Consider the following 23,779-nt stretch of genomic DNA (forward strand, 5'->3'; position numbering starts at 1 on the left):
AAAGTAATTTTCGGACAGTCTCTTTAATTTTAATGCTTTATTATGTGAAATTTGCTAATACCTCGAATAAGTTATGGTGTTTTATCTTCCTTAGGTTTAAATTTTTCAATTCGTTTAGAATATAAATTAACACCAAAAATTATTGTTCCCATAATGAATGGGATAAAGTGAGAAATTTGCCAAAAAAGATCGATTCCGGTTTTCAATCCTTCATCAGACAGATCAAATATACCTAGTCCTATAAAAAATAGACATATAACAAATAAAATAAATTGGATCTTATAGTTTATCTTAATCATAGATTTTGAATTTGTGTAAGAGTGATTTAATATTACAATGATAAAGTAACTAAAATTGGTGAACTGTTTAAATCTCCTTCAGCGTCAAATGTGATTAATTCCTCAACTTTCTGCTCTTTTGGTGCTTTCCACGCAGGTTGTTTAGGCGGCTTATTCCCGCCGCAAGCTGCACCCCATTCTGCACTTGCCCATATAAATCCGGCAACAGCAACTCCTGTAGCTGCGCCAAATGAACCAACTTCAATAGTAGCAAGACCAACAAATGCTATACCTACTCCTATAGAAGCTGATGCACAGCTTCCAAAGAATCCTCCATTCTTTTTAGAAGTTAAAGTGACTCCTTTGAAAAAGTCTGGATCGTAATTGTTGATAACTTTTAAGCCATCGATAAAGTTATAGAAACGTTGTAATTTTTTACTTGACATCGGTAATAATAAAATTGCGCTTTCAAAATGAGATATTGAAGTATCGAAATTTTTAGTGTTTAATAATTCATCTTTTAGTGTGGAAACTGTTGCTAATTCTTGTGTAGTAAATAAATGCAAATCAGTTAAATATTGGATATTTTATTCATATGTCTGATCTAATATAGGTGCTATTCTACTATCTATTTCAATACTTAAATCTTGAACTTCTAAAAGTTCTTGATATTCTTCATATGGCTCTTCAACGGGAGTTTCAGTAAGGCTTTTATGTGATAAACTAACTCTTTCGGTTGCTAATTGTGCATCTTTGGTTTTGATTGCATTACTAACTGTTAAAATATCTTCGTCTGTTAATCGATGTGTTGCAATGGTACTATTCCTTATTGAATCTTCTTTGGTTTCGCAAGATGATATTAATAATATACAAGTGATAATTAGTGTGCAAAATTTAGACTTTAGTTTATAATTTATCATTTTGTTGTGTTTTTATAATGAATAATGTATCTGGTGTTTTCTTACGAGTTTTAATCAAGTAATTGTATACTTGGTTAAAATTCTCAAATAGCCTCTGCAATTTTTTGTTAAATTTCTTTTTTATAGGCGTATATTTATTTCGCTTTTGCATCTTTATGATAAGGGTTACAAAAGCAATAAGGACACTTCTTTTATTATATACTCACCTAATTGTGATTTATTTTAAAAATAAATAAATAAATATTTCACAACCTAGATATATGATGAAGATAATATCAAAATGATTGAAATATTCTCTTTCCAATCTTTGCGTAAGTTCTGTATTCCTCTAAATAGAATGTTGCTTGCAGACTGGTAATTGACTGACATTATTTCGGCAATTTGATCTACCGTTAGTTGTTGATGATAGCGTAAATATAAAGCCTCTTTTTGTCTAGACGGCAAGCTGTTAATCAGCATATTGAGTTGTAATACTTTTTCAGCTGTAGTTTCATCATCAATTAATTGTTGTTCAATGGAGAAATCAAATAGGAATTCAGTAGTTTCTATATTGCTTTCTTTTTTAAAAAAGGGATCGCGTTGGTACAATCGGGCAATTCTTTTTCGAACACTGGATAATAAATAGGCTTTTATAATAACGTTATCGGAAAGTGATTCTCGATACACCCAAATATCTGTAAAAACATCCTGAACACAATCTTGTACCCTGTCGTCATAGGAACACAAAGAATTGCCATAACGTACTAAATCAGAATAGTATTTTTCAAAAAGTATTGAAAAAGCTTTTTCATCACCAGTTTTCAAATTATTCCACAATGTGAAATCATCTAAAATGTAAGTATGGTTAAATTGTATTTTCAAAATTAATTTGAGGCTATTTAATTATTAAGGTATCGTTAATTTTTTTGTAATTTTACGTTTTTTTTAACAGAATATCAAGTTTTTGTTCTTTTTGTGTATTGATTTATTTATTTGATAAAATGAAGCCCTGTTTTTTTCATTGTCTAAATAAAAGATAAGGTTTAAATATTAAAAACAAATATTTGCCATATTCAAAAATAAGATTCATTTTTACATCCTATTTTCTTAAAAAACTATATCAAAACCGCATGGAACAGGACCAGAATAAAAAGAACTCTTTAAAACACGTTCTTTTTGGAAGCCTAATTGGCACCACAATCGAATTTTTTGACTTTTATATTTATGCCAATGCAGCAGTATTGGTTTTTCCACAGCTGTTTTTTCCGAGTTCAGATACGACGATGGCAACATTAGAATCCTTGGCAACCTTTTCGATAGCTTTTTTATCCCGTCCATTGGGTTCGGCATTTTTTGGACATTATGGTGATAAAATTGGCCGTAAGTTTACTTTAGTAGCTGCCTTGTTAACTATGGGAATTTCGACAGTGACTATTGGTTTTCTGCCAAGTTACGCAAGTATTGGTGTTGCCGCTCCATTATTATTGATGTTGTGTCGATTTGGGCAAGGAGTTGGATTAGGAGGAGAGTGGGGAGGAGCTGTTTTATTAGCAATCGAAAATGCTCCGTCCAACAAACGCGCTTGGTATGGAATGTTTCCGCAATTGGGCGCTCCAATTGGTCTGCTTCTTTCGGGAGGAACTTTTTTGCTGTTAACAGATTCAATGAGCAGTCAAGATTTTATGAATTATGGTTGGAGAATTCCTTTTATTGCCAGTTCTCTTTTGGTTGTAGTTGGTTTTTATATCCGAACTAAAATTACCGAAACTCCTTCTTTCGAAAACTCAAAAAAACAGCACGAAGAAGTTAAAATTCCTTTTCTTACTTTGGTTAAATCGTATAAAAACCAATTGCTTTTTGGAACATTGGCATCTATTACCACTTTTTTGGTATTTTATTTAATGACGGTATTTACATTGAGTTGGGCAACATCCGATTTGGGTTACGAGAAAAGAGATTTCTTGTTGATTCAGTTGTTTTCGGTGTTGTTTTTTGCTTTGTTTATTCCAATTTCGGCTGTAGTTGCCGATAAAATTGGGCGACGCAAAATGCTGATTATTGCTACGACAGCCATTGCATTTTTTGGTTTTTTCTTTTCACATTTTTTAAATTCCGGAAGTACAGTAATGGTAACATTCTTTTTGTGTACAGGAATGGCTTTGATGGGATTCACTTATGGACCTTTGGGAACTTTTTTATCCGAATTATTTCCTACTACTGTTCGTTATTCAGGAGCTTCATTAACTTTCAATATGGCCGGAATCCTTGGCGCAGCTTTTGCACCCATGATTGCTATTTGGCTTGCATCAACTTATAGTTTGACTTATGTGGGTTTCTATTTGACTATGGCTGCTTGTATTTCGTTGTTTTCTTTATTAGCGATTAGTAGGAAAGAGCACAAATTTTAAAATAAACAGTAATACAGTTTATTTAAAGAGCTCCAAAATCGTTTTTGCAGCTCTTTTTTTGTTTTACAAATTCGCTTTTTGCTTGAATGCTAGAATATAATACCAAACGCATTTAATTTTTAGACCAAATTTGATCTAAAAAGACGTAGGCATAACCACAGATACTCATTACCTCTTTTTTACTTGTGTTTTTAACTGCAGTAATAATGAAATCTTCTACATCTTCGATTGAATTATAAAATTTATTAGAAAATTCTCTTTTGTATTTTGCCCACATTTTTTCGGCTGGATTAAGTTCCGGGCTATATGGTGGCAGGAAAACCAAAACAATATTTTCTGGAACGATCAATCTTTTAGCCTTATGGAATCGCCCATTATCCAATACCATTATTTTGAGTTCTTTGGGGTTTTCTTTTGAAAAATTATTTAGAAAAATTTGAAAATTATCAGTGTTGCAATGTGGAAGTATTAATTGAAAATGATCCCCTGTTATGGGCGAAAAAGCCCCAGAAAGCCATGTTGATTTAAAAACTTGTTGGAAAGTGCAAATTGGTTTAACCCTAATTGCAGTAACTGATTTTCCATTTCGAGTAAATAAGCCAAAACGTGACTCATCTTGAAAATATAAATTTACAGAGCTAAAATCGCCTACAGCATTTAGTGCTGTTTCTTGACAGATTCTTCCGAAGTCTTTTTAAAAGAGCTTCCTAGGTCTTCATCTTTTTTGACATGACTTTTGCGGGCAACTTTTACACTTGATTTAAAATTTCTGATGCAGTAATAAAGCAAGGTGTTGTAATTAAAGCTTTTTCCAGTTTCTTTTTCAATCCAATCTTTTAATTCTACATAACCTTGAAGCCCATTTTGAGGGTTATTGAGTTTTGTTTCCAACATCGTGTGTTCAGCAGCATTAAAAACAGATGGCTTGAAGCCTGTTTTTCCATGTTTAATCAAACCATCAATTCCAGAATTGAGGTATAATGTCCGCCATTTCTGAACACTGTTTGGGGCAACCCCTGCTAATTTAGCAACTTCACGTCTAGAAATCCCTGTTTCTTCATTTTGCTTCAAAATTAAAAGTACTCTCAAGCGTTGTCCAATAAATGGAATAGATTGCTTAAGTAGATTTTTAATCTCTTTTTCAGTTTCCTTAATTACCAAAATTTTTGGATGTGCCATGATCACTGTTATAATATAGTCCAAATGTAATCTAAAAAAAACAATTATCAAAATTGGTATTTATTATATTTTTGTTTGGTATAATTTAAAATTTATTTGGAAGATTGAAAAAATATTTAGACATTTGTCTAAATATATAAATACTTTAAATTATGAATGACATATTTAAAGCATTAAATGATGCCACGCGGAGAGAAATACTAGAGCTTTTGAAAACAAAGAACATGTCTGCCGGAGAAATAGCCGATAAGTTCAATATGTCGAAGCCGAGTATTTCCCATCATTTGGATATTTTGAAACGTGCCGATTTGATTACTGCCGAAAAATCAGGTCAATTTATTTTCTATTCCATCAATACAACCATAATGGAAGGTGTGTTGCAGTGGATTTTAACTTTTAAAAAATAAAACGATGACTGTAACTTTAAAAAAAGAACTTCCTATTATTGGAATTGTGTTAATGCCTTTTATTTATTTGGCTTTTATTTGGAAAACATTACCCGATAAAGTCCCAACCCATTGGAATTACAAAGGCGAGGTAGATCACTGGGGAGATAAGTTTTCCCTGATTGGATTACTTTTTATGCTGCCTGTTTTGACGTACATTTTACTGCTTGTCATTCCAAAAATAGATCCTAAAAAAAGAATCGCTTTTATGGGCGGGAAGTTTTATCAATTGAAGTTTTTTCTTGTTTTATGCATGTCAATGCTGGCTTTGTTTATCATTTTCATTACCAAGAATCAGTCTTTTTCCAGTTCAAATTTAATCTATATCATACTCGGGGTTTTGTTTTTAGTGTTGGGTAATTATTTCAAAGTAATTCAGCCCAATTATTTCATAGGGATTCGCACCCCTTGGACTTTAGAGAATAATGAAGTTTGGAAACTTACCCATGTTTTTGCAGGTAAACTTTGGTTTATTGGAGGATTGCTAATCGTTTTGGGCGGATTGATTTTTGAAAATAATTCATTCACAATTGCTTTTCTTTCCCTTGTTGCTATTTTGGCGATAGTCCCAATAGTGTACTCCTATATTAAGTTTAAGGAAATAGAGAAAAAAGGTAAATAGCCACTTTGATTATTAATCTGGAGCAGAATGATTTGGCATTTTTAGGTAATATCGTCCCGTTTTCCGCTACAACCTTTTGTGCCGAACCCCGGCACAAAAGGGTTTCCACTTCAACCGGGGCTAAGGGGAAATATTTTGCTTTTTTGCCATTATCTAAAAAAAGGTAAGATGGTAACAATTAAGTTCACGTTTTTAAACTATTTAATATCAGTTTTAATTTAAAAAATAGAATCATCTAAAATGAAGAAAGCAGTATTTTTTTTAATAGCAGTTTTGGTCTCTTTTACTATGTTCGGGCAAGAAATTACAGGACAGTGGAACGGAATTTTAAAACTCCCGGGAGGACAATTAAGAGTTGTATTTAATATAACTAAAACCGAAAATGGTTACAGCTCGACAATGGACAGTCCCGATCAGGGAGCCAAAGGAATTCCGGTAGCGACAACCAGTTTTGAAAATTCAGTTTTGAAGCTTGCCATTCCAAGTGCTGCAATTGTTTATGAAGGAACATTAAAGGATAATGCAATTGCTGGTAATTTTAAGCAAGGCGGTCAATCTTTCTCGCTGGATATGACAAGAGGAACAGCTGAAAAGGAAGCTATAAAAAGACCTCAAGAACCAAAAACTCCGTTTCCATATTATACAGAAGAAGTCACTTTCGAAAATAAAATCGATAAAAATATTTTGGCAGGAACTTTGAGCCGGCCTAGTAAAGAAGGCAAATTTCCAGTTGTGATTCTAATTACGGGAAGCGGTCCAGAGAACAGAGACGAAGAACTGCTAGGACACAAACCGTTCCTTGTTCTTGCCGATTATTTGACAAAAAAAAGAATAGCGGTTTTAAGATTTGACGATCGCGGAGTAGCAAAATCCACTGGTGATTATAAAACAGCAACCACAATGGATTTTGTCAAAGATGTTCAGGCAGGAATAGATTATTTGAAAACCAGAAAAGAAATCGATAAAAACAAGATTGGATTAATTGGCCACAGCGAGGGAGGAGTAATTGCGCCGATTGTTGCTGGGAATTCAAAAGATGTAGATTTTATCGTTTTATTGGCAGGAACAGGGATTCGCGGAGATAAATTAATGCTTTTGCAAAAAGAAAAAATCGAACGCCAAATGGGAGTTCCTGAAAATGAAATTCAAAAAGGACAAGGAATTTTCAAGGGTGCTTATGATATTATTTTGGCTTCATCTGCAAACGATGATACTCTAAATACTAAAATCAACAGCTATTTGAAACTACAATTTGGGGACAAAATGAATGAGAAACAAATAAGCGGATTAGTTTCACAAATTACTAGCCCTTGGATGGTTTATTTCTTGAAATTTGATCCAGCATCTGCTTTAGAAAAAGTAAAATGCCCAGTTCTTGCAATCAACGGTGATAAAGACGTGCAGGTTCCCGCCGATGTAAATTTGGATGCAATTAAAAAATCCTTAGCAAAAGGAAGGAATTCAAAAATAACAACCAAGGTTTTACCCAATTTGAATCATTTGTTTCAAGAATGCAAAACGGGTTTGCCAAATGAATACGAAACCATTGAGCAAACATTTTCACCAGTGGCGTTAGAGGAAATCTCCAAATGGATTTTGGTTCAAGTCAAATAAAGGAATTTATATTTTACTCAAAAAGCCCATTATTGGGCTTTTTTTATGCATATATTTTTTATCTCTTCAAGCTAAAATGACTTTTAAATTCAGTTCCATTTAAGCGGGTAACCACAAACCAATAATCCGTTGAGGGCAAGGGTAGATTTTGATAATTTCCGTCCCAGGAAATATCCGGTGTTAATTCTTTGATTAATTTTCCATAACGATCAAATATTCTGATGGTTGATTTGGGTGCCAAATAAGCAAAGTCAATTGTCCAATGATCATTGAATCCATCATTATTTGGTGTGAAGAATTTTGGATAGGGAAGTACGTCAATAAGATTGATGCAATCAGCAGTTGTAGCTTCCTGAATTTTAACAGTTATAGGAGTTCTTTCGCTTTCGCAATTGGAAATGGTTTGCGAGGCATAATAAGTAATTCCGTTTTCAAGAGGAGTTGATTCTGATAGATTTGCTCCATTTGTTATAGCATCATACCACTTAATGTTTTGTCCATTAATTTTAATAGTATTGATTGTTACATTTTGCTGAATACAAAAACTCTGGTAAGCATCAGCAATTGGAGTTTGAGTATCTTGAATTTTTATAACAATACCAAGTCTGTTACTTTCGCAACTATTATTAGTTTGAGAAGCATAATACGTTTTGTTTTCAAGAGCTGTTGTAGTTGTCAAAACGTTACCAGCAGATGATACATCATACCATTTTAAGTTTTGGCCGGTTATCATAATATCGGTTAAAGTTGCATTTTGTTGAATGCAGAAGGTTTGAGAAGTAGTTGCCGTTGGCAATGGTTGATCACTAATAGTAACAGTTTGATTTTGATGTGAGATATTCCTATTCCCATCATCATAATTCCAAACAATAGTATAAGTTCCTGGCAAATTATAAGAGAGTGGGCTTGTGGTAGTGGCTGTAATTTCTCCTACACAAGCATCTGTGGCGGTTGGGATTGTTGTTATTGAAGTGTGACAATCTCCAGTTATTGTTTGGAGAGTTGTTAGGTTGGGAATAGGAGCAACGGTATCACCAATAATTACATCAACAATTAAAACACCATCACAACCACCAGAACCAGTAATATTACAACTGTATTGACCACTATTTAAAGCAGTAGCATTTGGTATTGTTGGGTTTTGATCTGTTGAAGTAAATCCGTTTGGTCCAGTCCAAGCATAATTTGTACCTCCAGAGGCTTTTAGATTTAAATTAGCACCTATGCAAATTGGAGAGTTGCTTGACGCTAATGGATTAGAAAACATTTGTGAATCTTGAAATTTAATTAAAAATCCTTGCATACCATGACTTGGAGTGTCTTGATATGCCCCTGGACTTGCAATATCATTATCTGGGAAGCCATTAAAAATTCCAGTAACAAAAATATTATTTGTTCCCTCACTTATGATTATTGGATCGCGAATAAGACTTGTTTTACTAAAATAAGTTCCCCAGTTTTTTTTACAATTTTCATCTAATTTTATTATAAATCCAGAAAATGTAGAATTTATTGGATTATAAGCATTGGGACATGCGATATCAAAACCATATGTTGATTCTCCCGTGATGTAAATTTCATTATCATTTTTGGGATAAATTGATGTAACATTTCCTAACGAATAACTTAGCCAGGTTAGTTTTTGCATAGTTAAATTAAATTTCGCAAAATAACTACTTCGATAAGAAACTTTCATAATAGGATCGAAGGCATTTGGTGTTGAAATATTATTGTTTTCAGTTTTTCCTACTATATATAAGTTGTCTTTGTAAATTTTACAATTATATATCCAATCACTGTTTTTATCACCAAAATAGGTACTCCAAATTCTTTGACCATTGGGATTGAACTTTACAATCATTCCATCACCCCTTGAAGATAAATCCCCTAGATGATAAGTGGGTTGGTAAGAATTAGTTGTTGCAATATCATTTTCACTTTGACTGTAGCCAACTAAAATAATATTTCCATCTTTATCAATAGCTGAATCTTCAAAAGAATCATCTTTATCTCCTCCAAAATAAGTTCCCCAAATTCTATTTCCGTTTGTATCAAATTTTGCTAAAAATCCATCAAATCGATTATTATCAATTCTTGTTTCTTTGAATGAATTTGGAGTTGAAATAAATTCATCACTTGTGGTTGCACCTGAAAGATAGATGGAGTTCTGTTCGTCCACTGCAATACTATTTGCAAAAGTCAAACCATTATCATTCCCATAATAAGTAGCCCATTGCCTAATTCCATTTGAATTTAATTTACCTAAAAACATTTCAGAATATGACCCTGATTTGTTTTCTTTAAAAGATCCTGCAGTAGATATATTACTTAGACTGTTTGTATTTCCACAAAAGACAAGATCTTTACTATTGGTAACTTTTATTGATTTAATATAATCGTCATAATTTCCGCCATAATATGTTGCCCAAAGTCTATTTCCATTAGAATCAAATTTAGAAATATATCCATCATAAGTAATACTTCCAAAGATTTTTATAAAACCTGCGGATGATTGATGAGAACCTGCAGTAGCAATAGTTGAAACACTGGCTGTTTTACCTGCAAAATAAATATTTCCAAGGTCATCTTTATCAATAGTATTTGATTCTGTCCAATCTGCTCCGCCATAAAATGTTCCCCAAAGCCTTGTAGGAACTGGATCTATTATAACCGTCTTGTCAGAAACATTTTCAGCACTTTCAAACCCATAAACATTCTTCTTAATCTTAGTATATCCTACAGGAATCTCTTTTTTAAGTTCTCCATCTTCAGTCCAGCTCATTGGAAGGGTTTCTTCCATTTCTCCAAAACGGACACTCATTCGGATTTTATTATCAACCAATTCTGTTTGTACTCCACTGAATTTTAATTGAATATCGGATATCTTCCCTTTGGGATGAACCACAAAATTATATTCTACGGTTTTTAAGGTGTCTTTTGGCATAGAGAAAACTACGTCAATGTTGGGGTAAATATTTTTATAGGTTATTTGCTTGTATTGGTATACCATCAAAACTCCCTCGGGTTTATTGGGGATATTATAGTAATTGTCATAGTCCAAAGATTTTTCTTCCGTAATCAATTCTACTTTTGGATTTGAATTCAGGAAATCTATGTCTATTCTATGAAATTGGTATTCTAAAGTATAGTTGGGAAGATTTTCATTGTCTTTTGAGGGAAATGGTAAAGGTTTTTTCTTTTCATCGTGAGAATGATTGACAGGATTTTTTTTTGCTTCATAAACATCATAAGAAAAACCATTTTTTCTCAGCTGAATATTCAATCCGCCTGAGTTTAAAAGATATTTCACGGCATTGTTGGGTTTGCCTTTTTGATCTATAATTTGGCCTTTGTTCTCTTTGAAACCAATTGTTTTGTTTTTGTTTTGAGCAACGGAAGAAATTGTGATTAATGTTATAAAGAAGAGTAATTTTAGGTTCACTAGGGGTACTTTTAAATAATTTTGTAAATGTATTTAAATCTTTACAAATTATCTAATTTGATTCTTATTTGAGGATAAAATAACATATTGAAAAGTTACAATTAGCTTTTATGGAGAGAAACTAAAAATATCCCTTATTTTTGCACAAAATAATATCCCTTGAAAACCAAACTTTTTCTCATCACGCCTCCTTTTACCCAACTGAATACTCCGTATCCGGCAACCACTTATATAAAAGGGTTTTTGAATACCAAAGATATCGAATCGGTTCAGGCGGATTTGGGTATTGAAGTGATTTTGAAATTGTTTTCCAAAGACGGATTGAGGAATTTATTTCAATCCAACAGCCAAGAGCCAATAACGGATAACTGCAAACGAATTCTAGCTTTGCAAGACGAATATATTAAAACCATCGATTCGGTTATAGCTTTTTTGCAGGGTAAGAATCCAACATTGGCACTGCAAATCTGCCAAGAGGATTTCCTGCCGGAAGCTTCAAGATTTGCACAATTGGAAGAACTCGATTGGGCTTTCGGAACGATGGGAACTCAGGACAAAGCCAAACATTTGGCAACTTTGTATCTCGAAGACATTTCGGATTTTATAGTGGAATGTGTTGATGAAAACTTTGGGTTCAGCCGTTATGCGGAAAGACTGGGACGAAGCGCCAATTCTTTTGATGAATTGTACGAAGCTTTGCAACAGGCACCAACTTATATTGACGGGATTCTGCTTTCGATTTTAAAAGAGAGAATAGAAACGATTCAGCCGACATTATTCTTGATTTCGGTTCCGTTTCCGGGAAATTTATATTCCGCTTTTCGCTCGGCGCAATGGGTGAAAAAGCATTATCCGAACATCAAGATTTCGATGGGTGGCGGTTTCCCGAATACTGAATTGCGTTCGCTTTCAGATGCTAGGGTTTTTGAGTTTTTTGATTACATCACTTTGGATGATGGAGAAACACCAATAGAGGAATTGATTTCCAATATTGAAAAGCCAAATCACAATTCGTATAAAAGAACATTTCTTTTAGAAGACGGAAAAGTGGTTTACAAAAATAATTCTGCTAAACCAGATTACAAACAATCCCAAGTAGGAACGCCAGATTATTCGGATTTGCTTTTGGATAAATACATTTCGGTTATCGAAATTGTGAATCCAATGCATCGTTTGTGGAGCGACGGACGCTGGAATAAGCTCACTATGGCGCACGGCTGTTACTGGGGGAAATGCACATTTTGTGATATTTCTCTAGATTATATAAAGGTTTACGAACCCGTTGCGGCGAGTTTATTGTGCGACCGAATGGAAGAAATGATTGCCCAAACAGGTGAAAACGGTTTTCATTATGTCGATGAAGCTGCGCCACCAGCGTTGATGCGTGCTTTGGCACTCGAAATCCTTCGCCGAAAACTAGCAGTAACCTGGTGGACAAATATTCGATTCGAAAAAAGTTTTACCCAAGATTTATGTCTGTTGCTCAAAGCTTCGGGTTGTATTGCCGTTTCTGGAGGGCTAGAAGTAGCTTCGGATAGATTATTGAAACTGATCGACAAAGGCGTAACGGTAGAGCAAGTGGCGAAAGTCACCCGCAATTTTACCGAAGCAGGCATTATGGTACACGCCTATTTGATGTATGGTTACCCAACGCAAACGGTTCAGGAAACGGTGGACAGTCTCGAAATGGTGCGTCAGTTGTTTGAAGCGGGCGTATTGCAATCGGGGTTTTGGCATCAATTTGCGATGACTGCTCACAGTCCGGTGGGAATGTTTCCAGAGCAATTTGGAGCTGTTAAAGAAACGGAAACAATTGGAACTTTTGCCAACAATGATATTAATTTTATTGATAAAACAGGAATCGATCACAATAAATTTAGTTTTGGACTCAAGAAATCGCTGTTCAATTTTATGCATGGCATTTGTTTTGACTATGAATTGCAGGATTGGTTTGATTTCAAAATTCCGAAGACAAAAATTGGTTCTGATTTTATTTTTGATGCACTTCAGGAAGAAACTAATTTCAATACCAAACCAACTGCCAAAATCGTTTGGCTGGGAGGAAAACCATCAATCGAAGCATTTACCAAAGCCAAAAAAGGGAATTCTTGGGAAATGATGACTTTAACTTTTCACGACAAAAAAGAAAGCTTCACTATTCAGACCAATAAAACAGAAGGAGAATGGTTAAATGAAATGCTTCTAAAACTCTCGGTTTCGAATAGTAAAACCTATTCATTTCAGGAAGTAAAAACCGATTTTGAAACCCAACTGGAAGATTTCGAACTATTTTGGTATTCCAAACCCGTGAATGCTTTGAGAGAATTTGGACTGTTGGTTTTGTAATTTTTCTTAATTCAATATTAATTTTTTTTAGAGCAACAACATTTATGCATTTACTGAAGTACATCCTCGTTTAAATCTGTAATTAGAAAATATTGTAGTTGTACAAAAGTAATTACAAAAACAATAATTTTATATTGTTGATAGTCAGTATATTGTAATATTATACATCTGTCTAATTGAAAAAATTGCATTTGAGCTATAAAAATATCCATTAAACGAGTTTAATTTTTATTTCGTTATTAAGTCGTTCTATTTGCGGATTGAAATTCATTTGTCTTTTTTTAAAATGAATGATCTAAATGCTTATATATTAGAATTATACCGATAATAAAATTAGCCCTGAATGTCCAAAAATTTTGTTTGTGTTTTTATTATTTTTTTTGGTTTCCTTAATTCATCTGTTGCTCAATCTTCGGTAGCTCATGAAGTAGGCGGTTTTTTTGGCTCTAGTTTTATGAAATCGGATTATGGACAAAGAAATGATAATTCCTCTAGTTACGGGAATGCTGGTTTCGCTATTGGTTTGGTGCATTATATAAATTTTTCATCCAAATCGATGAGCAGTGCATATTTCAAAGAACATTTTAAAGTGAGATCCGAATTATCTTTTAATAAAACCACATTGAATCATTTTGGCAAATGGGCCGAAAATGGTAATAGTATAGGAAAACAGCAATTAAGGGCGATGGAAGGTAAATCATCTATTCTAAATTTAGGCGCACAATTAGAATATTTTCCATTTAGTAGAATTCACGATTTTGAATATACTATTGGAGGAATTTCTCCTTACGTAAGTTTAGGTATTCAATATAATTTTTATAGCGCAAATTCCTCCTCAACAATGGGTGAATTAGGAACTTCAAAAACAACTTTTCCAAAATATCTAGTCCCTTCAGATGGGCATCTTTATGGTTTTTCTTCGGAAAGCAGCAGTACTTGGTCTGTTGTTTCCGGTATAGGTGCCCGTTATAAATTGACCGCTTTATCAGACTTAATGATTGAAGCCCGTCTTCAGTATTTTGGTTCTGATTGGGTGGATGGACTAAATCCCAATAAAGAAATTTATACCGAAAACAAATACAACGACTGGCAGGTTTGGATGACTTTTGGTTATATATTTTACCTAGACTAACGGACTATTGTTATCAACTCGCTTTAGATATCTTATTTTTATAAGGAAACCACGTCCTTAATTATATATCTTTTAAAGATTTTGTCTTGATTTTTATTTTTTTTCACGAAAACGTTTTCTTTTCCTATTTTTACTACTCTAAAAAAGAGTAAAGAATGAGTTCAAATTACAAAGTAACTGTAAATGATAGTTTCCATTTTGATTTTGAAAAGGAAAGTATTTCTCAACTGGATGCTGTGCCAACGGAAGTGAACGCGTTTCATGTACTGCATCAAAATAGATCTTATAAAGCAGAAATCACTGTTTCGGATTTCAATCAAAAAAGTTATACAATTAAGGTAAATAACACCAATTATACTGTCGTAATTTCAAATCCTTTGGATATTTTGATTAAAGAAATGGGATTTGAAGTTGGGTTGACCAAACAGGTCAATGCGATTAAGGCGCCTATGCCGGGATTAATTTTGGAAATTAGCGTAGTTGTTGGACAAACTGTCAAAGAAAATGATAACCTAATCATTCTTGGTGCCATGAAAATGGAGAACAGTTTTCTGTCGCCTCGCGATGGTGTGATTAAATCTATTTCGGTGAGTACCGGAGATGCGGTGGACAAAGGGCAGTTGTTGATTGAGTTTGAATAGTGAGAAAAAAGAGAATAGAGAATAGAGTATAGAAAATAGATAAAAAACTAGAATTTATAGACTTTTACTTCAGGGAAATAGTCTTTGCTCTTTATTCTATTTTCTTTATTCTTTTAGTTTTAAAATATGAAAAAAATATTAGTTGCCAATAGAGGGGAAATCGCCATTAGGGTGATGAAAACCGCACAGAAAATGGGCATTAAAACGGTGGCTGTTTATTCGACTGCCGACAGGAATGCACCACACGTAAAATTTGCCGATGAAGCGGTTTGGATTGGAGAAGCTCCTTCTAACCAATCCTATTTGTTGGGAAGCAAAATTATAGAAGCTGCCAAAGCTTTGAATGTTGATGCAATTCATCCTGGATATGGATTCCTGAGCGAAAATGCCGATTTTGCCGAAGAAGTTGAAAAAAATAATCTCATTTTTATTGGTCCAAAATCACACGCCATTAGAATCATGGGAAGTAAATTGGCTGCTAAAGATGCTGTTAAAGAATACAATATTCCAATGGTTCCCGGTATAGATGAAGCGATTACCGATATCGAAAAAGCAAAGCAAGCTGCGACAACAATTGGATTTCCTATCTTGATTAAAGCTTCGGCTGGAGGTGGTGGAAAAGGGATGCGTGTGGTAGAAAGTGAAGCTGATTTTGAATCCCAAATGAATCGTGCCATTAGCGAAGCAGTTACTGCTTTTGGTGATGGTTCTGTTTTTATAGAAAAATATGTGGCTTCTCCAAGACACATCGAAATTCAGGTGATGGCAGACAGTCATGGCAACATTTTGTATTTGTTTGAAAGAGAATGCAGTATTCAGCGCCGTCATCAAAAAGTGGTTGAAGAAGCGCCTTCGGCTGTTTTAACGCCTGAATTAAGGAAGAAAATGGGTGAAGCGGCAATTTTGGTGGCAAAATCTTGTGATTATCTTGGAGCGGGAACTGTCGAGTTTTTATTGGACGAAAACAATAATTTCTACTTCCTCGAAATGAATACCCGTTTGCAGGTAGAACATCCCGTTACGGAATTGATTACTGGTACCGACTTGGTTGAACTGCAAATTAGAGTGGCAAGGGGAGAAGCATTGACTATTAAGCAGGAAGACCTAAAAATAAAAGGTCATGCGTTGGAATTGCGTGTTTATGCCGAAGACCCAATGAATGATTTCTTGCCGAGTGTAGGTCATTTGGATGTGTATGAATTGCCTGTTGGCGAAGGGATTCGTGTGGACAACGGTTTTGAGCAAGGTATGGATGTTCCGATTTATTACGACCCGATGCTGGCCAAATTAATCACTTATGGACAAACTCGAGAAGAAGCAATTCAGTTGATGATTAAAGCGATTGAAGATTATCAGGTGGAAGGTGTTCAAACGACTTTGCCTTTCGGGAAATTTGTTTTTGAGCATGAAGCGTTTCGTTCGGGGAAATTCGACACGCATTTTGTGAAAAAATATTATAATGCAGACGCATTGAAAAACCAAATGGCACAAGAAGCCGAAATTGCAGCTTTGGTGGCATTGAAACAGTATTTTGAAGATCAAAAAATAGTACGATTGCCAATTCAGTAAAATCAACAGTAAAATTAAACACATAGAAGCATAGTTTTTCTTTACTGTAGCATAAAGGCGTTTTACTTTTCATAGATTTCATAATGCTATGTGGAAAAAATATTTTCTATTAATTTCTTTCGGCTAACATTTTGAAATTTTTCTATGTTTCTATGTGTTTAAATTTTTAAGGGATAATCAAAAACAATAATTGACAACAAATGGAATCTAAAATAAAAACACTAAACGATAAAATCGCTGAAGCCCATTTGGGTGGAGGAATAAAACGCATTGCAAAACAGCATTCGAACAAAAAACTGACTGCAAGAGAGCGCATCGATTATTTGATGGATGAAGGTTCTTTTGAGGAAATCGGGATGTTGGTAACACACCGTACTACCGATTTTGGGATGGAAAATGAAATGTACTACGGAGATGGAGTCATTACAGGATACGGAACCATTAACGGAAGATTGGTTTATATTTTCGCTCAGGATTTTACGGTTTTTGGAGGTTCGTTATCCGAAACACATGCCGAGAAAATCTGTAAGATTATGGATATGGCTGTCAAAGTTGGAGCACCAATGATTGGATTGAACGATTCGGGTGGAGCGCGTATTCAGGAAGGTGTTCGTTCGTTGGGCGGGTACGCCGATATTTTCTTTCGAAACGTACAGGCCAGTGGTGTGATTCCGCAAATTTCTGCAATTATGGGACCTTGCGCCGGTGGAGCCGTGTATTCTCCTGCCATGACCGATTTTACGATGATGGTCGAAGACACCAGTTATATGTTCGTTACTGGGCCGAATGTGGTGAAAACCGTGACCAATGAATCCGTGACTTCGGAGGAATTGGGAGGAGCGAGTACGCATTCTACGAAGTCGGGTGTGGCACACTGCACATCGGCGAATGATGTGACTTGTTTGGAAGACCTCAAGCGACTGTTAAGTTATTTGCCTCAAAATAACAAAGAAACTGCACGCAATTTACCTTACGAACTTAAGGATGAGGTTCGCGAGCAATTAGCCGATATTATTCCGGATAATCCGAATAAACCTTATGACATGCACAGCGTGATTGGTGGGATTATAGATGAAGATTCGTTTTTTGAAATTCATAAGAATTATGCCGAAAACATCCTTGTGGGTTTTGCCAGACTGGGTGGACGAAGCATAGGAATAGTAGCCAACCAACCGATGTTTTTGGCGGGCTGTCTGGATGTAAACAGTTCGAAAAAAGCAGCGCGTTTTACCCGTTTTTGCGATGCGTTTAATATTCCGTTATTGGTGTTGGTGGATGTGCCGGGTTTTTTACCTGGAACCGACCAAGAATGGAACGGAATCATTGTTCACGGAGCAAAACTGCTTTACGCTTTAAGCGAAGCTACGGTGCCAAGAGTTACCGTGATTACCAGAAAAGCGTATGGTGGTGCTTATGACGTAATGAATTCCAAACACATTGGAGCCGATATGAATTTTGCATGGCCTACCGCCGAGATTGCCGTAATGGGAGCTAAAGGAGCTTCGGAAATTATCTTTAAAAAAGAAATCCAAGATGCAGAAGACCACGAAGCCAAACTCCTAGAAAAAGAAGCCGAATATGCCGAGTTATTTGCGAATCCATATACCGCAGCCCAACGTGGTTTTGTAGATGAGGTAATTCTACCGCAAGATACGAGACGCAAACTGATAAAAGCGTTTAGCATGCTTGAAAATAAAGTAAGTGTAACACCAAATAGAAAACACGGGAATATTCCTTTGTAATCTTTAAGTAATAGAAATAGAAAACCACCAAATTAGGGTGGTTTTTTTGTTTTAGGATTGTTATGGATTTAGAATTTGAATGTAGCAATCTGTTTTATCTTTATTTCAACAATTCGACTTCAATAGAGTTCAACAGAAGCGAAATCTGATCAATAAAATATAGGATTATCCTTCAAGTTATACAAAGAATAGTCATTCAAGTCTTTTGTTTGAGTAATCTTTTATTAGTAATACTATTCAAATTATTATAACTACAGAATTAATTAATTTAAGGCTCCCTATTTTGGTTAAATAATAAGTATACGTAGTATTACTCTATTTATAATCAGGTATTTATACTCTTTAAAAAAATATTATTCTTTCTAATCTTTGTGTTGTTATCAGAAGGAAAGTTGTTGTAAAATAAAATAGGACACAACTATTTTTAAATAATAATCACACACGGCGTAATCCGAAAAGCCTAAAATAGAGTAGGAAAATTTTAAAAATAACACATATGGAAACTCAAGAACTTAATGAGAATGTAGGAATTGGACTAGCTTCATCAAACGAAATTATCAATGTTCAAATCATCATTGATACTGATAAAATTATCAGTGATATGAAAAAGAAAGGTATAACACCTAGTACAAATAAAGATGCTCCAACTGGTTTAGATCATAGTTACCAATTTATGGTTGTTTCAACTTTGGCAAATATTAAAGGTCAAGGAACTGCTGACTTAGAGTTTAAAGCTGAAGTTGGTGATGTTGTGAGATTTAATACTGTTTCTGAATATAATAATATGGATAATGCAGTATTACTGTATCAAATTAAAAAGTTTGGTGGTACTGATGTCTTCAACGAATTTTCGTCAAAGGTATATACTAAAAAAGTGATTCAAGCCGCCGGAGGTACCTCACCACTTCCTCCGACTTTTGCAGATGTAAGATTCTGGTTTTATGAGTCTAGTATAGCAAAGGCAGGAACAGAGGATTTTGATATCCGTTTTGCATTATATACAAGAGTAAGAGGCCAAGAAAATCCAGTTTTATATGGCTATTTCTATTGGGATCCAAGAGTTGTTGTGAAATTCTAATTTCTAAAAGAACACTTATTGGTTTTATTAGTTATGAGAGACTGTCCAAAAACTAATTTGGGCAGTCTTCTTATATTATAGCTGTTCTTTTTTATTTGATAGATCTAAAAAAAGCAGCAAAAATTGAAAAGTCTTAGATGGAACAGAAAACCTAAAAAAAGTAAACATGAAAACAGAAGAAATTTACGAAGAAACTAATGACTTTGTAATCAACTCAATAAATGAAATAATAAATGTGCAAATCATTATTGATACAGATAAATTAATAAGTGATTTTGAGACTCCTAGTGTAGACGATGAGAGTCCTATTGCCATAGATCATAATTATATGTATGTAGTTGTTTCGACCCCAAATGAGACAATAGGTCATGAAAGTAATATCAATTTGAAACTTAGTGCAGAAGTAGGAGATATTATTCGATTTAATACTATTTCAGAATACAATAACATGGATAATTCGGTATTGCTTTGTGAAGTTAAAAAAGTTAAAGGGGCCAATGTTTTTGGAAGGTTTAAATCTAAGTTTTTCAATAAAATTAGTATTGAGGCTGCTATAGGAGAATCACCACTGCCGCCTGTCTTTGTAAAGAGGGCTTTTTGGTTTTATGAATCGAGTGTCAAAAAGATAGGGAAAGAGACATTTTCTTTGAAGTTTGCTTTATATGTAAGGAGGAGGGGTCAACAAGATCCTATTCTTTGGGGTTATTATATTTGTAATCAGGTTATAGTAGTTAGAGGCTTATCTGCTATTCATGAGTAGCATATATTAAACCATATTTAAAGAAGACTGCCTAAAGTATTTTAGACAGTTTTTTTAAATTAAAGTGTTTTGAAAAAAACAATATCAGGTTATTCTCGAGTCAAAATCATTATAGTAATTCTAAAAAATGAGTTATTAAGTTTTTTAGATTTTGTGTGGTTTCTTCGTCTTTTATATTTCCATTTTCGTCTGCTTTACCTCTAGCACCTTTTATCAGAAGAGTAGTGTTGTCATTAAACTTTGCCTCAAGCGTCTTCATTATCAGATTTAATTCTTCCTGGGCTTTTTCTCCCGATGCCGTTATCAAAGCAACGGGCTTTTTTGATAACAAGGTAGTAGAAACAGTCCATTCTAATCCATTTTTAAAACTTCTAGGCAAGCTAAGCACATATTTGGGTGTGCAAATAAGGATGCCATCTGCAATTCTTATTTCTTCTCGAAAAGAATGAATTGATTCCGGTAATTGTTGATTGTCTAAATCAGGATTGAAATGAGGCATGTCTGCAATGGTATCAAAAATCAAAAAAAGAGCTTTCTCTGAAAATGTTTTTAATATTGCTTTTACGATTTGTAGGTTAATCGAATTTTCTCTAGTGCTTCCTAATTTATGGATATGATTCTTTTTTTATCAGACATTTCTGTTTCGTGATTTTAATACTTTGGGAAAAATTTAAAAAATAAAAGTAACTATCTATCGATTGTAAAACGAAATCCTATTGCGTGTAAATTTTCAATTGCAATTCCTTTTTCGTTTGCCAAAATTTTACGCAGGCGGGAAATAAACATGACTAAGTGTCTTGAACCACTTGAAGAGGTGTTTTTTTTGTAAATTATGGACTCTTGAAGATTTTTGATTATAATTTGAAAAAATAGTATCTAATCCTAAAAGGCATTCGCTTTATATTTGTTGTCAATAGTATTATGAAAAGCCTAAAAGATTATGAATTACAAAAAAAAATACCTTTTATTTTTATTGATTGCCATTTCGTTTGCTTCTATTGCCCAAAAAAAGACTGAAACCCAATCGCTTTTTGAATATCAGGGGAGAGTCGAAAAAATGCCCGACAATAAAGCAATTCTTATTGGTGCCGCTTCATCAGTGTCTTTTGATTTCATCGAAAATTCCTGTTCTGTATCTCTGCAAAGTGTTGAGAATCATCAAAACTATGTTTCGATAGAACTTGACGGAAACTATATTGGGAGAGTTCGAATTGAGAAAGGGGAAATGAAAACCTATCCTATTAAAGTTTCTAATAGTAAAAAAACACATCATCTTTCCATTTATAAAGCCACAGAAGCGGCCAATGGTGGTGTTTTATTTGGAGGAACTACTGCGAAGTTAGCCGAAAGTTCGGTTTCCAAAAAGAAGAAAAAAATTGAACTTATAGGCGATTCCATAACGTGCGGTTTTGGAAACGATGCTTCAACAATTCCTTGCGGGAGCGGAGATTGGTACGATCAGCACAATGCGTATTGGGCTTATGGTCCCGTGCTTTCCAGAGCATTGAATATCGATTTCGTATTGAGTTCTGTTTCTGGTTACGGCATGTACCGCAACTGGAATGATGAGCATGAGAACGAACCCATTATCCCGGATGTATATGAAAATTTATATCTGAATAAAGACAGTTCAAAACCCTATGATTTTGCTTTTCAGCCTGATTTGGTGAGTATTTGTTTGGGAACCAATGACCTTTCGGATGGTGATGGCAAAAAAGCTAGATTATCATTTAATGAAGAAAAATACGTTTCAAATTATATTGATTTTATCAAAACGGTTTACAAACACGCACCTAACACCAGAATTGTTTTGCTGAACAGTCCGATGGTTTCGGGAGAGCGGAATGTGACTTTGGTAAAATGTTTGAAAAAAGTGATTCAGGCTTTTGAAAATGATAAAACACACAAACCAATTGTGCTGTTTGAATTCCAGCCGATGTCTCCAAAAGGCTGCGGTTATCATCCCGATATCGCTGATGATAAAGTGATGGCAGATCAATTAATTCCTTATTTTAAAAAGTTACTAAATGAAATGAGCATTCCTAAGAAGCTCTAATCAAAAAGGAAAGTTTGTATGCGAATTCCATTTGACAAATAAAAAAACAATATAATACACAAATGAAAAATAAGATAATTGTCTTTGTTCTTTTCCTGATACTTTCAAATACCGCTTCCGCAAATGTTACGCTTCCGAATATCTTTTCGGATAATATGGTTTTGCAGCGCAATAGTGAAGTTATCATTTGGGGATTTGCTAATCCGCAGGAAGAAGTTGTGGTTACACCAAGCTGGAATAATCAGGAGTATAAAGTAAAAGCAAGCAATCAGGCAAAATGGGAACTCAATATTCCAACTCCAAAAGAAGGAGGACCTTATACTATTATCATAAAAGGATACAACGAAATCGTACTGAAAAACATTCTGATTGGCGAAGTTTGGATTTGTTCCGGTCAATCGAATATGGAAATGAATGCTAGTTGGGGAATTGAGAATGGTGATGAAGCGGTAAAAAATGCGATGAATCCTAATATCCGATTTTTTTTGGTGCCTAAATTAACCGCCATGACTCCGCAAAATAACATATCGGGAACCTGGACGGAATGCTCGCCGGAAACGATGAAATATTTTAGTGCCGTGGGGTATTTTTTCGGAAAGCGTCTGCAGGAAGAATTGAAAAATGTACCCATTGGTTTGATTTCGTCTAATTGGGGAGGAACGCCTGCTGAGATCTGGATGCCGGAAGAGGTGATTCAGAACGATGCCGTTTTATTGGAAGCAGCCAAAACACGAAAAGAGGAAAGTTATGGGCCAAACCAGCCTGGACGCGCTTTTAACGCGATGATTTATCCGCTTACAAAATTAAAAATTGCTGGAGCATTGTGGTATCAGGGAGAAAGCAATGTGGGATCAGCGGTTTATGACAAAACACTTTCGGCTTTAATCATTTCGTGGAGAAAATTATGGAATTATGATTTTCCGTTTTATTTTGTACAGATTGCACCTTATAAATATGGAGAAGATCATTTTGGAGGAGCTATAATCCGAGATGCCCAGCGAAAAGTACTGCAGGAAGTCCCGAATACAGGAATGGTAATGACGAGTGATATTTCGCCTATAGATGATATTCATCCAAAGGATAAAAAATCGGTGGGGATTCGTTTGGCCAATTTGGCTTTGGCGAATACCTACAAAACGAATACAGCATTGGTAAACGGACCGCTTTATAAAGCAATTACCGTTGAAAAAAATAAAATAATAGTCGCTTTTGATTATGCAGATGGCTTGTATTTTAAGGACAAGAAAGCTGATTTGTTTGAAGTGGCAGGAAGTGACAATGTGTTTTATAAAGCTGCTGCTGTTATTAAAAATAATGCGGTAATAGTACAGTCGGATAAGGTGAGAGCACCGGTTAAAGTGCGTTATGCTTGGAAAAATACCGATCAGGGAAGTCTTTTTAATAAAGCGAATTTGCCTGCTTCGTCTTTTATAACAGAATAATTTCATCTTATTTTAGTACAAAAGACACATTTGTTTTAGTTTTTGCATCATCTGTTTTATTGGAGAAAGAATTAGAAAGGTAAATTGCTTTCTGTTTTTTATGGAGCTTGATTCGTTTTTAATCT

21 protein-coding genes are annotated in these 23,779 nt (G+C 34.5%); 13 read left to right on the top strand and 8 right to left on the bottom strand.

Annotated elements, in window-relative coordinates:
- Window positions 1-71: 71 nt before the first annotated feature.
- The 4 genes from CLU83_RS01170 to CLU83_RS01185 form a co-directional block, all read right to left on the bottom strand.
- Complete coding sequence (locus CLU83_RS01170; RefSeq protein WP_100429922.1) at window positions 72-299, bottom strand: hypothetical protein; 228 nt, start codon at window positions 297-299, stop codon at window positions 72-74.
- 32 nt (window positions 300-331) lie between these two features.
- The gene (locus tag CLU83_RS01175; protein ID WP_157801963.1) at window positions 332-844 is read right to left on the bottom strand and encodes a hypothetical protein; all 513 of its coding nucleotides are present in this window, start codon (window positions 842-844) and stop codon (window positions 332-334) included.
- A gap of 21 nt (window positions 845-865) precedes the next feature.
- A complete protein-coding gene (locus CLU83_RS01180) occupies window positions 866-1,198 on the bottom strand; it encodes a hypothetical protein (RefSeq protein ID WP_100429924.1) in 333 nt (110 codons plus the stop codon).
- Between the two features lie 252 nt (window positions 1,199-1,450).
- On the bottom strand, window positions 1,451-2,059 hold the full coding sequence (locus CLU83_RS01185) for an RNA polymerase sigma factor (protein WP_100429925.1): 609 nt from the start codon (window positions 2,057-2,059) through the stop codon (window positions 1,451-1,453).
- 248 nt (window positions 2,060-2,307) lie between these two features.
- Here CLU83_RS01185 and CLU83_RS01190 point away from each other — a divergent pair, with 248 nt between their 5' ends.
- Window positions 2,308-3,585, top strand: a complete 1,278-nt coding sequence (locus CLU83_RS01190; protein WP_100429926.1) for an MFS transporter — start codon at window positions 2,308-2,310, stop codon at window positions 3,583-3,585.
- A 112-nt stretch (window positions 3,586-3,697) separates the two neighbouring features.
- Here the strand turns inward: CLU83_RS01190 and CLU83_RS01195 are convergent, their stop codons facing one another.
- A complete protein-coding gene (locus CLU83_RS01195; RefSeq protein WP_100429851.1) occupies window positions 3,698-4,264 on the bottom strand; it encodes an IS630 family transposase in 567 nt (188 codons plus the stop codon).
- Entirely contained in the window at window positions 4,243-4,764 is a 522-nt protein-coding gene (locus CLU83_RS01200; RefSeq protein ID WP_100429927.1) for a helix-turn-helix domain-containing protein, read from the bottom strand. The genes CLU83_RS01195 and CLU83_RS01200 overlap by 22 nt, the downstream gene beginning before the upstream one ends.
- Before the next feature lie 152 nt (window positions 4,765-4,916).
- Between CLU83_RS01200 and CLU83_RS01205 the strand changes: the two genes are divergently transcribed.
- From CLU83_RS01205 to CLU83_RS01215, 3 genes are all read left to right on the top strand, one after another.
- A complete protein-coding gene (locus tag CLU83_RS01205) occupies window positions 4,917-5,171 on the top strand; it encodes an autorepressor SdpR family transcription factor (protein WP_100429928.1) in 255 nt (84 codons plus the stop codon).
- A 4-nt stretch (window positions 5,172-5,175) separates the two neighbouring features.
- Window positions 5,176-5,832 carry an SdpI family protein gene (locus CLU83_RS01210; RefSeq protein WP_100429929.1) on the top strand — a complete coding sequence of 219 codons (657 nt, stop codon included), beginning with the start codon at window positions 5,176-5,178 and terminating at the stop codon, window positions 5,830-5,832.
- 240 nt (window positions 5,833-6,072) lie between these two features.
- Entirely contained in the window at window positions 6,073-7,446 is a 1,374-nt protein-coding gene (locus CLU83_RS01215; RefSeq protein WP_100429930.1) for a S9 family peptidase, read from the top strand.
- A gap of 58 nt (window positions 7,447-7,504) precedes the next feature.
- Here CLU83_RS01215 and CLU83_RS01220 read toward each other — a convergent pair whose 3' ends face one another.
- A complete protein-coding gene (locus CLU83_RS01220) occupies window positions 7,505-10,888 on the bottom strand; it encodes a T9SS type B sorting domain-containing protein (protein WP_100429931.1) in 3,384 nt (1,127 codons plus the stop codon).
- A gap of 159 nt (window positions 10,889-11,047) precedes the next feature.
- Between CLU83_RS01220 and CLU83_RS01225 the strand changes: the two genes are divergently transcribed.
- The 7 genes from CLU83_RS01225 (at window position 11,048) to CLU83_RS01255 (ending at window position 20,156) form a co-directional block, all read left to right on the top strand.
- Window positions 11,048-13,234, top strand: coding sequence for a radical SAM protein (locus CLU83_RS01225; RefSeq protein ID WP_100429932.1), 2,187 nt, complete (start codon window positions 11,048-11,050; stop codon window positions 13,232-13,234).
- Window positions 13,235-13,577: 343 nt separating this feature from the next.
- Window positions 13,578-14,366 (top strand): glutamate dehydrogenase, encoded by a 789-nt coding sequence (locus tag CLU83_RS01230; protein ID WP_100429933.1) that lies wholly within the window; start codon window positions 13,578-13,580, stop codon window positions 14,364-14,366.
- 155 nt (window positions 14,367-14,521) lie between these two features.
- Window positions 14,522-15,007, top strand: a complete 486-nt coding sequence (locus CLU83_RS01235) for an acetyl-CoA carboxylase biotin carboxyl carrier protein subunit (protein WP_100429934.1) — start codon at window positions 14,522-14,524, stop codon at window positions 15,005-15,007.
- A gap of 126 nt (window positions 15,008-15,133) precedes the next feature.
- A complete protein-coding gene (gene accC, locus CLU83_RS01240) occupies window positions 15,134-16,576 on the top strand; it encodes an acetyl-CoA carboxylase biotin carboxylase subunit (protein ID WP_100429935.1) in 1,443 nt (480 codons plus the stop codon).
- A 200-nt stretch (window positions 16,577-16,776) separates the two neighbouring features.
- A complete protein-coding gene (locus CLU83_RS01245; RefSeq protein ID WP_100429936.1) occupies window positions 16,777-18,318 on the top strand; it encodes an acyl-CoA carboxylase subunit beta in 1,542 nt (513 codons plus the stop codon).
- 496 nt (window positions 18,319-18,814) lie between these two features.
- Window positions 18,815-19,396, top strand: coding sequence for an inclusion body family protein (locus tag CLU83_RS01250; RefSeq protein ID WP_100429937.1), 582 nt, complete (start codon window positions 18,815-18,817; stop codon window positions 19,394-19,396).
- A 166-nt stretch (window positions 19,397-19,562) separates the two neighbouring features.
- Window positions 19,563-20,156, top strand: a complete 594-nt coding sequence (locus CLU83_RS01255) for an AidA/PixA family protein (protein ID WP_100429938.1) — start codon at window positions 19,563-19,565, stop codon at window positions 20,154-20,156.
- Window positions 20,157-20,265: 109 nt separating this feature from the next.
- Here the strand turns inward: CLU83_RS01255 and CLU83_RS01260 are convergent, their stop codons facing one another.
- Window positions 20,266-20,769 carry an NADPH-dependent FMN reductase gene (locus CLU83_RS01260; protein WP_100429939.1) on the bottom strand — a complete coding sequence of 168 codons (504 nt, stop codon included), beginning with the start codon at window positions 20,767-20,769 and terminating at the stop codon, window positions 20,266-20,268.
- A gap of 327 nt (window positions 20,770-21,096) precedes the next feature.
- On the opposite strand from CLU83_RS01260, the gene CLU83_RS01270 reads away from it, so the two are divergent.
- Window positions 21,097-22,212 (top strand): SGNH/GDSL hydrolase family protein, encoded by a 1,116-nt coding sequence (locus CLU83_RS01270; RefSeq protein ID WP_100429940.1) that lies wholly within the window; start codon window positions 21,097-21,099, stop codon window positions 22,210-22,212.
- Window positions 22,213-22,274: 62 nt separating this feature from the next.
- Window positions 22,275-23,654: a sialate O-acetylesterase gene (locus tag CLU83_RS01275; protein WP_100429941.1), complete on the top strand. Its 1,380-nt coding sequence runs from the start codon at window positions 22,275-22,277 to the stop codon at window positions 23,652-23,654.
- Window positions 23,655-23,779 lie beyond the last annotated feature (125 nt).

Source organism: Flavobacterium sp. 1 (assembly GCF_002797935.1).
Taxonomy (GTDB): domain Bacteria; phylum Bacteroidota; class Bacteroidia; order Flavobacteriales; family Flavobacteriaceae; genus Flavobacterium.

Coding starts and splice junctions, on each gene's coding strand:
- CLU83_RS01230 (WP_100429933.1), top strand. CDS start 13,578: ATGTCCAAAAATTTTGTTTGTGTTTTTATTATTTTTTTTGGTTTCCTT.
- CLU83_RS01255 (WP_100429938.1), top strand. CDS start 19,563: ATGAAAACAGAAGAAATTTACGAAGAAACTAATGACTTTGTAATCAAC.
- CLU83_RS01205 (WP_100429928.1), top strand. CDS start 4,917: ATGAATGACATATTTAAAGCATTAAATGATGCCACGCGGAGAGAAATA.
- CLU83_RS01215 (WP_100429930.1), top strand. CDS start 6,073: ATGAAGAAAGCAGTATTTTTTTTAATAGCAGTTTTGGTCTCTTTTACT.
- CLU83_RS01235 (WP_100429934.1), top strand. CDS start 14,522: ATGAGTTCAAATTACAAAGTAACTGTAAATGATAGTTTCCATTTTGAT.
- CLU83_RS01210 (WP_100429929.1), top strand. CDS start 5,176: ATGACTGTAACTTTAAAAAAAGAACTTCCTATTATTGGAATTGTGTTA.
- CLU83_RS01275 (WP_100429941.1), top strand. CDS start 22,275: ATGAAAAATAAGATAATTGTCTTTGTTCTTTTCCTGATACTTTCAAAT.
- CLU83_RS01170 (WP_100429922.1), bottom strand. CDS start 299: ATGATTAAGATAAACTATAAGATCCAATTTATTTTATTTGTTATATGT.
- accC (WP_100429935.1), top strand. CDS start 15,134: ATGAAAAAAATATTAGTTGCCAATAGAGGGGAAATCGCCATTAGGGTG.
- CLU83_RS01200 (WP_100429927.1), bottom strand. CDS start 4,764: ATGGCACATCCAAAAATTTTGGTAATTAAGGAAACTGAAAAAGAGATT.
- CLU83_RS01270 (WP_100429940.1), top strand. CDS start 21,097: ATGAATTACAAAAAAAAATACCTTTTATTTTTATTGATTGCCATTTCG.
- CLU83_RS01245 (WP_100429936.1), top strand. CDS start 16,777: ATGGAATCTAAAATAAAAACACTAAACGATAAAATCGCTGAAGCCCAT.
- CLU83_RS01250 (WP_100429937.1), top strand. CDS start 18,815: ATGGAAACTCAAGAACTTAATGAGAATGTAGGAATTGGACTAGCTTCA.
- CLU83_RS01190 (WP_100429926.1), top strand. CDS start 2,308: ATGGAACAGGACCAGAATAAAAAGAACTCTTTAAAACACGTTCTTTTT.
- CLU83_RS01180 (WP_100429924.1), bottom strand. CDS start 1,198: ATGATAAATTATAAACTAAAGTCTAAATTTTGCACACTAATTATCACT.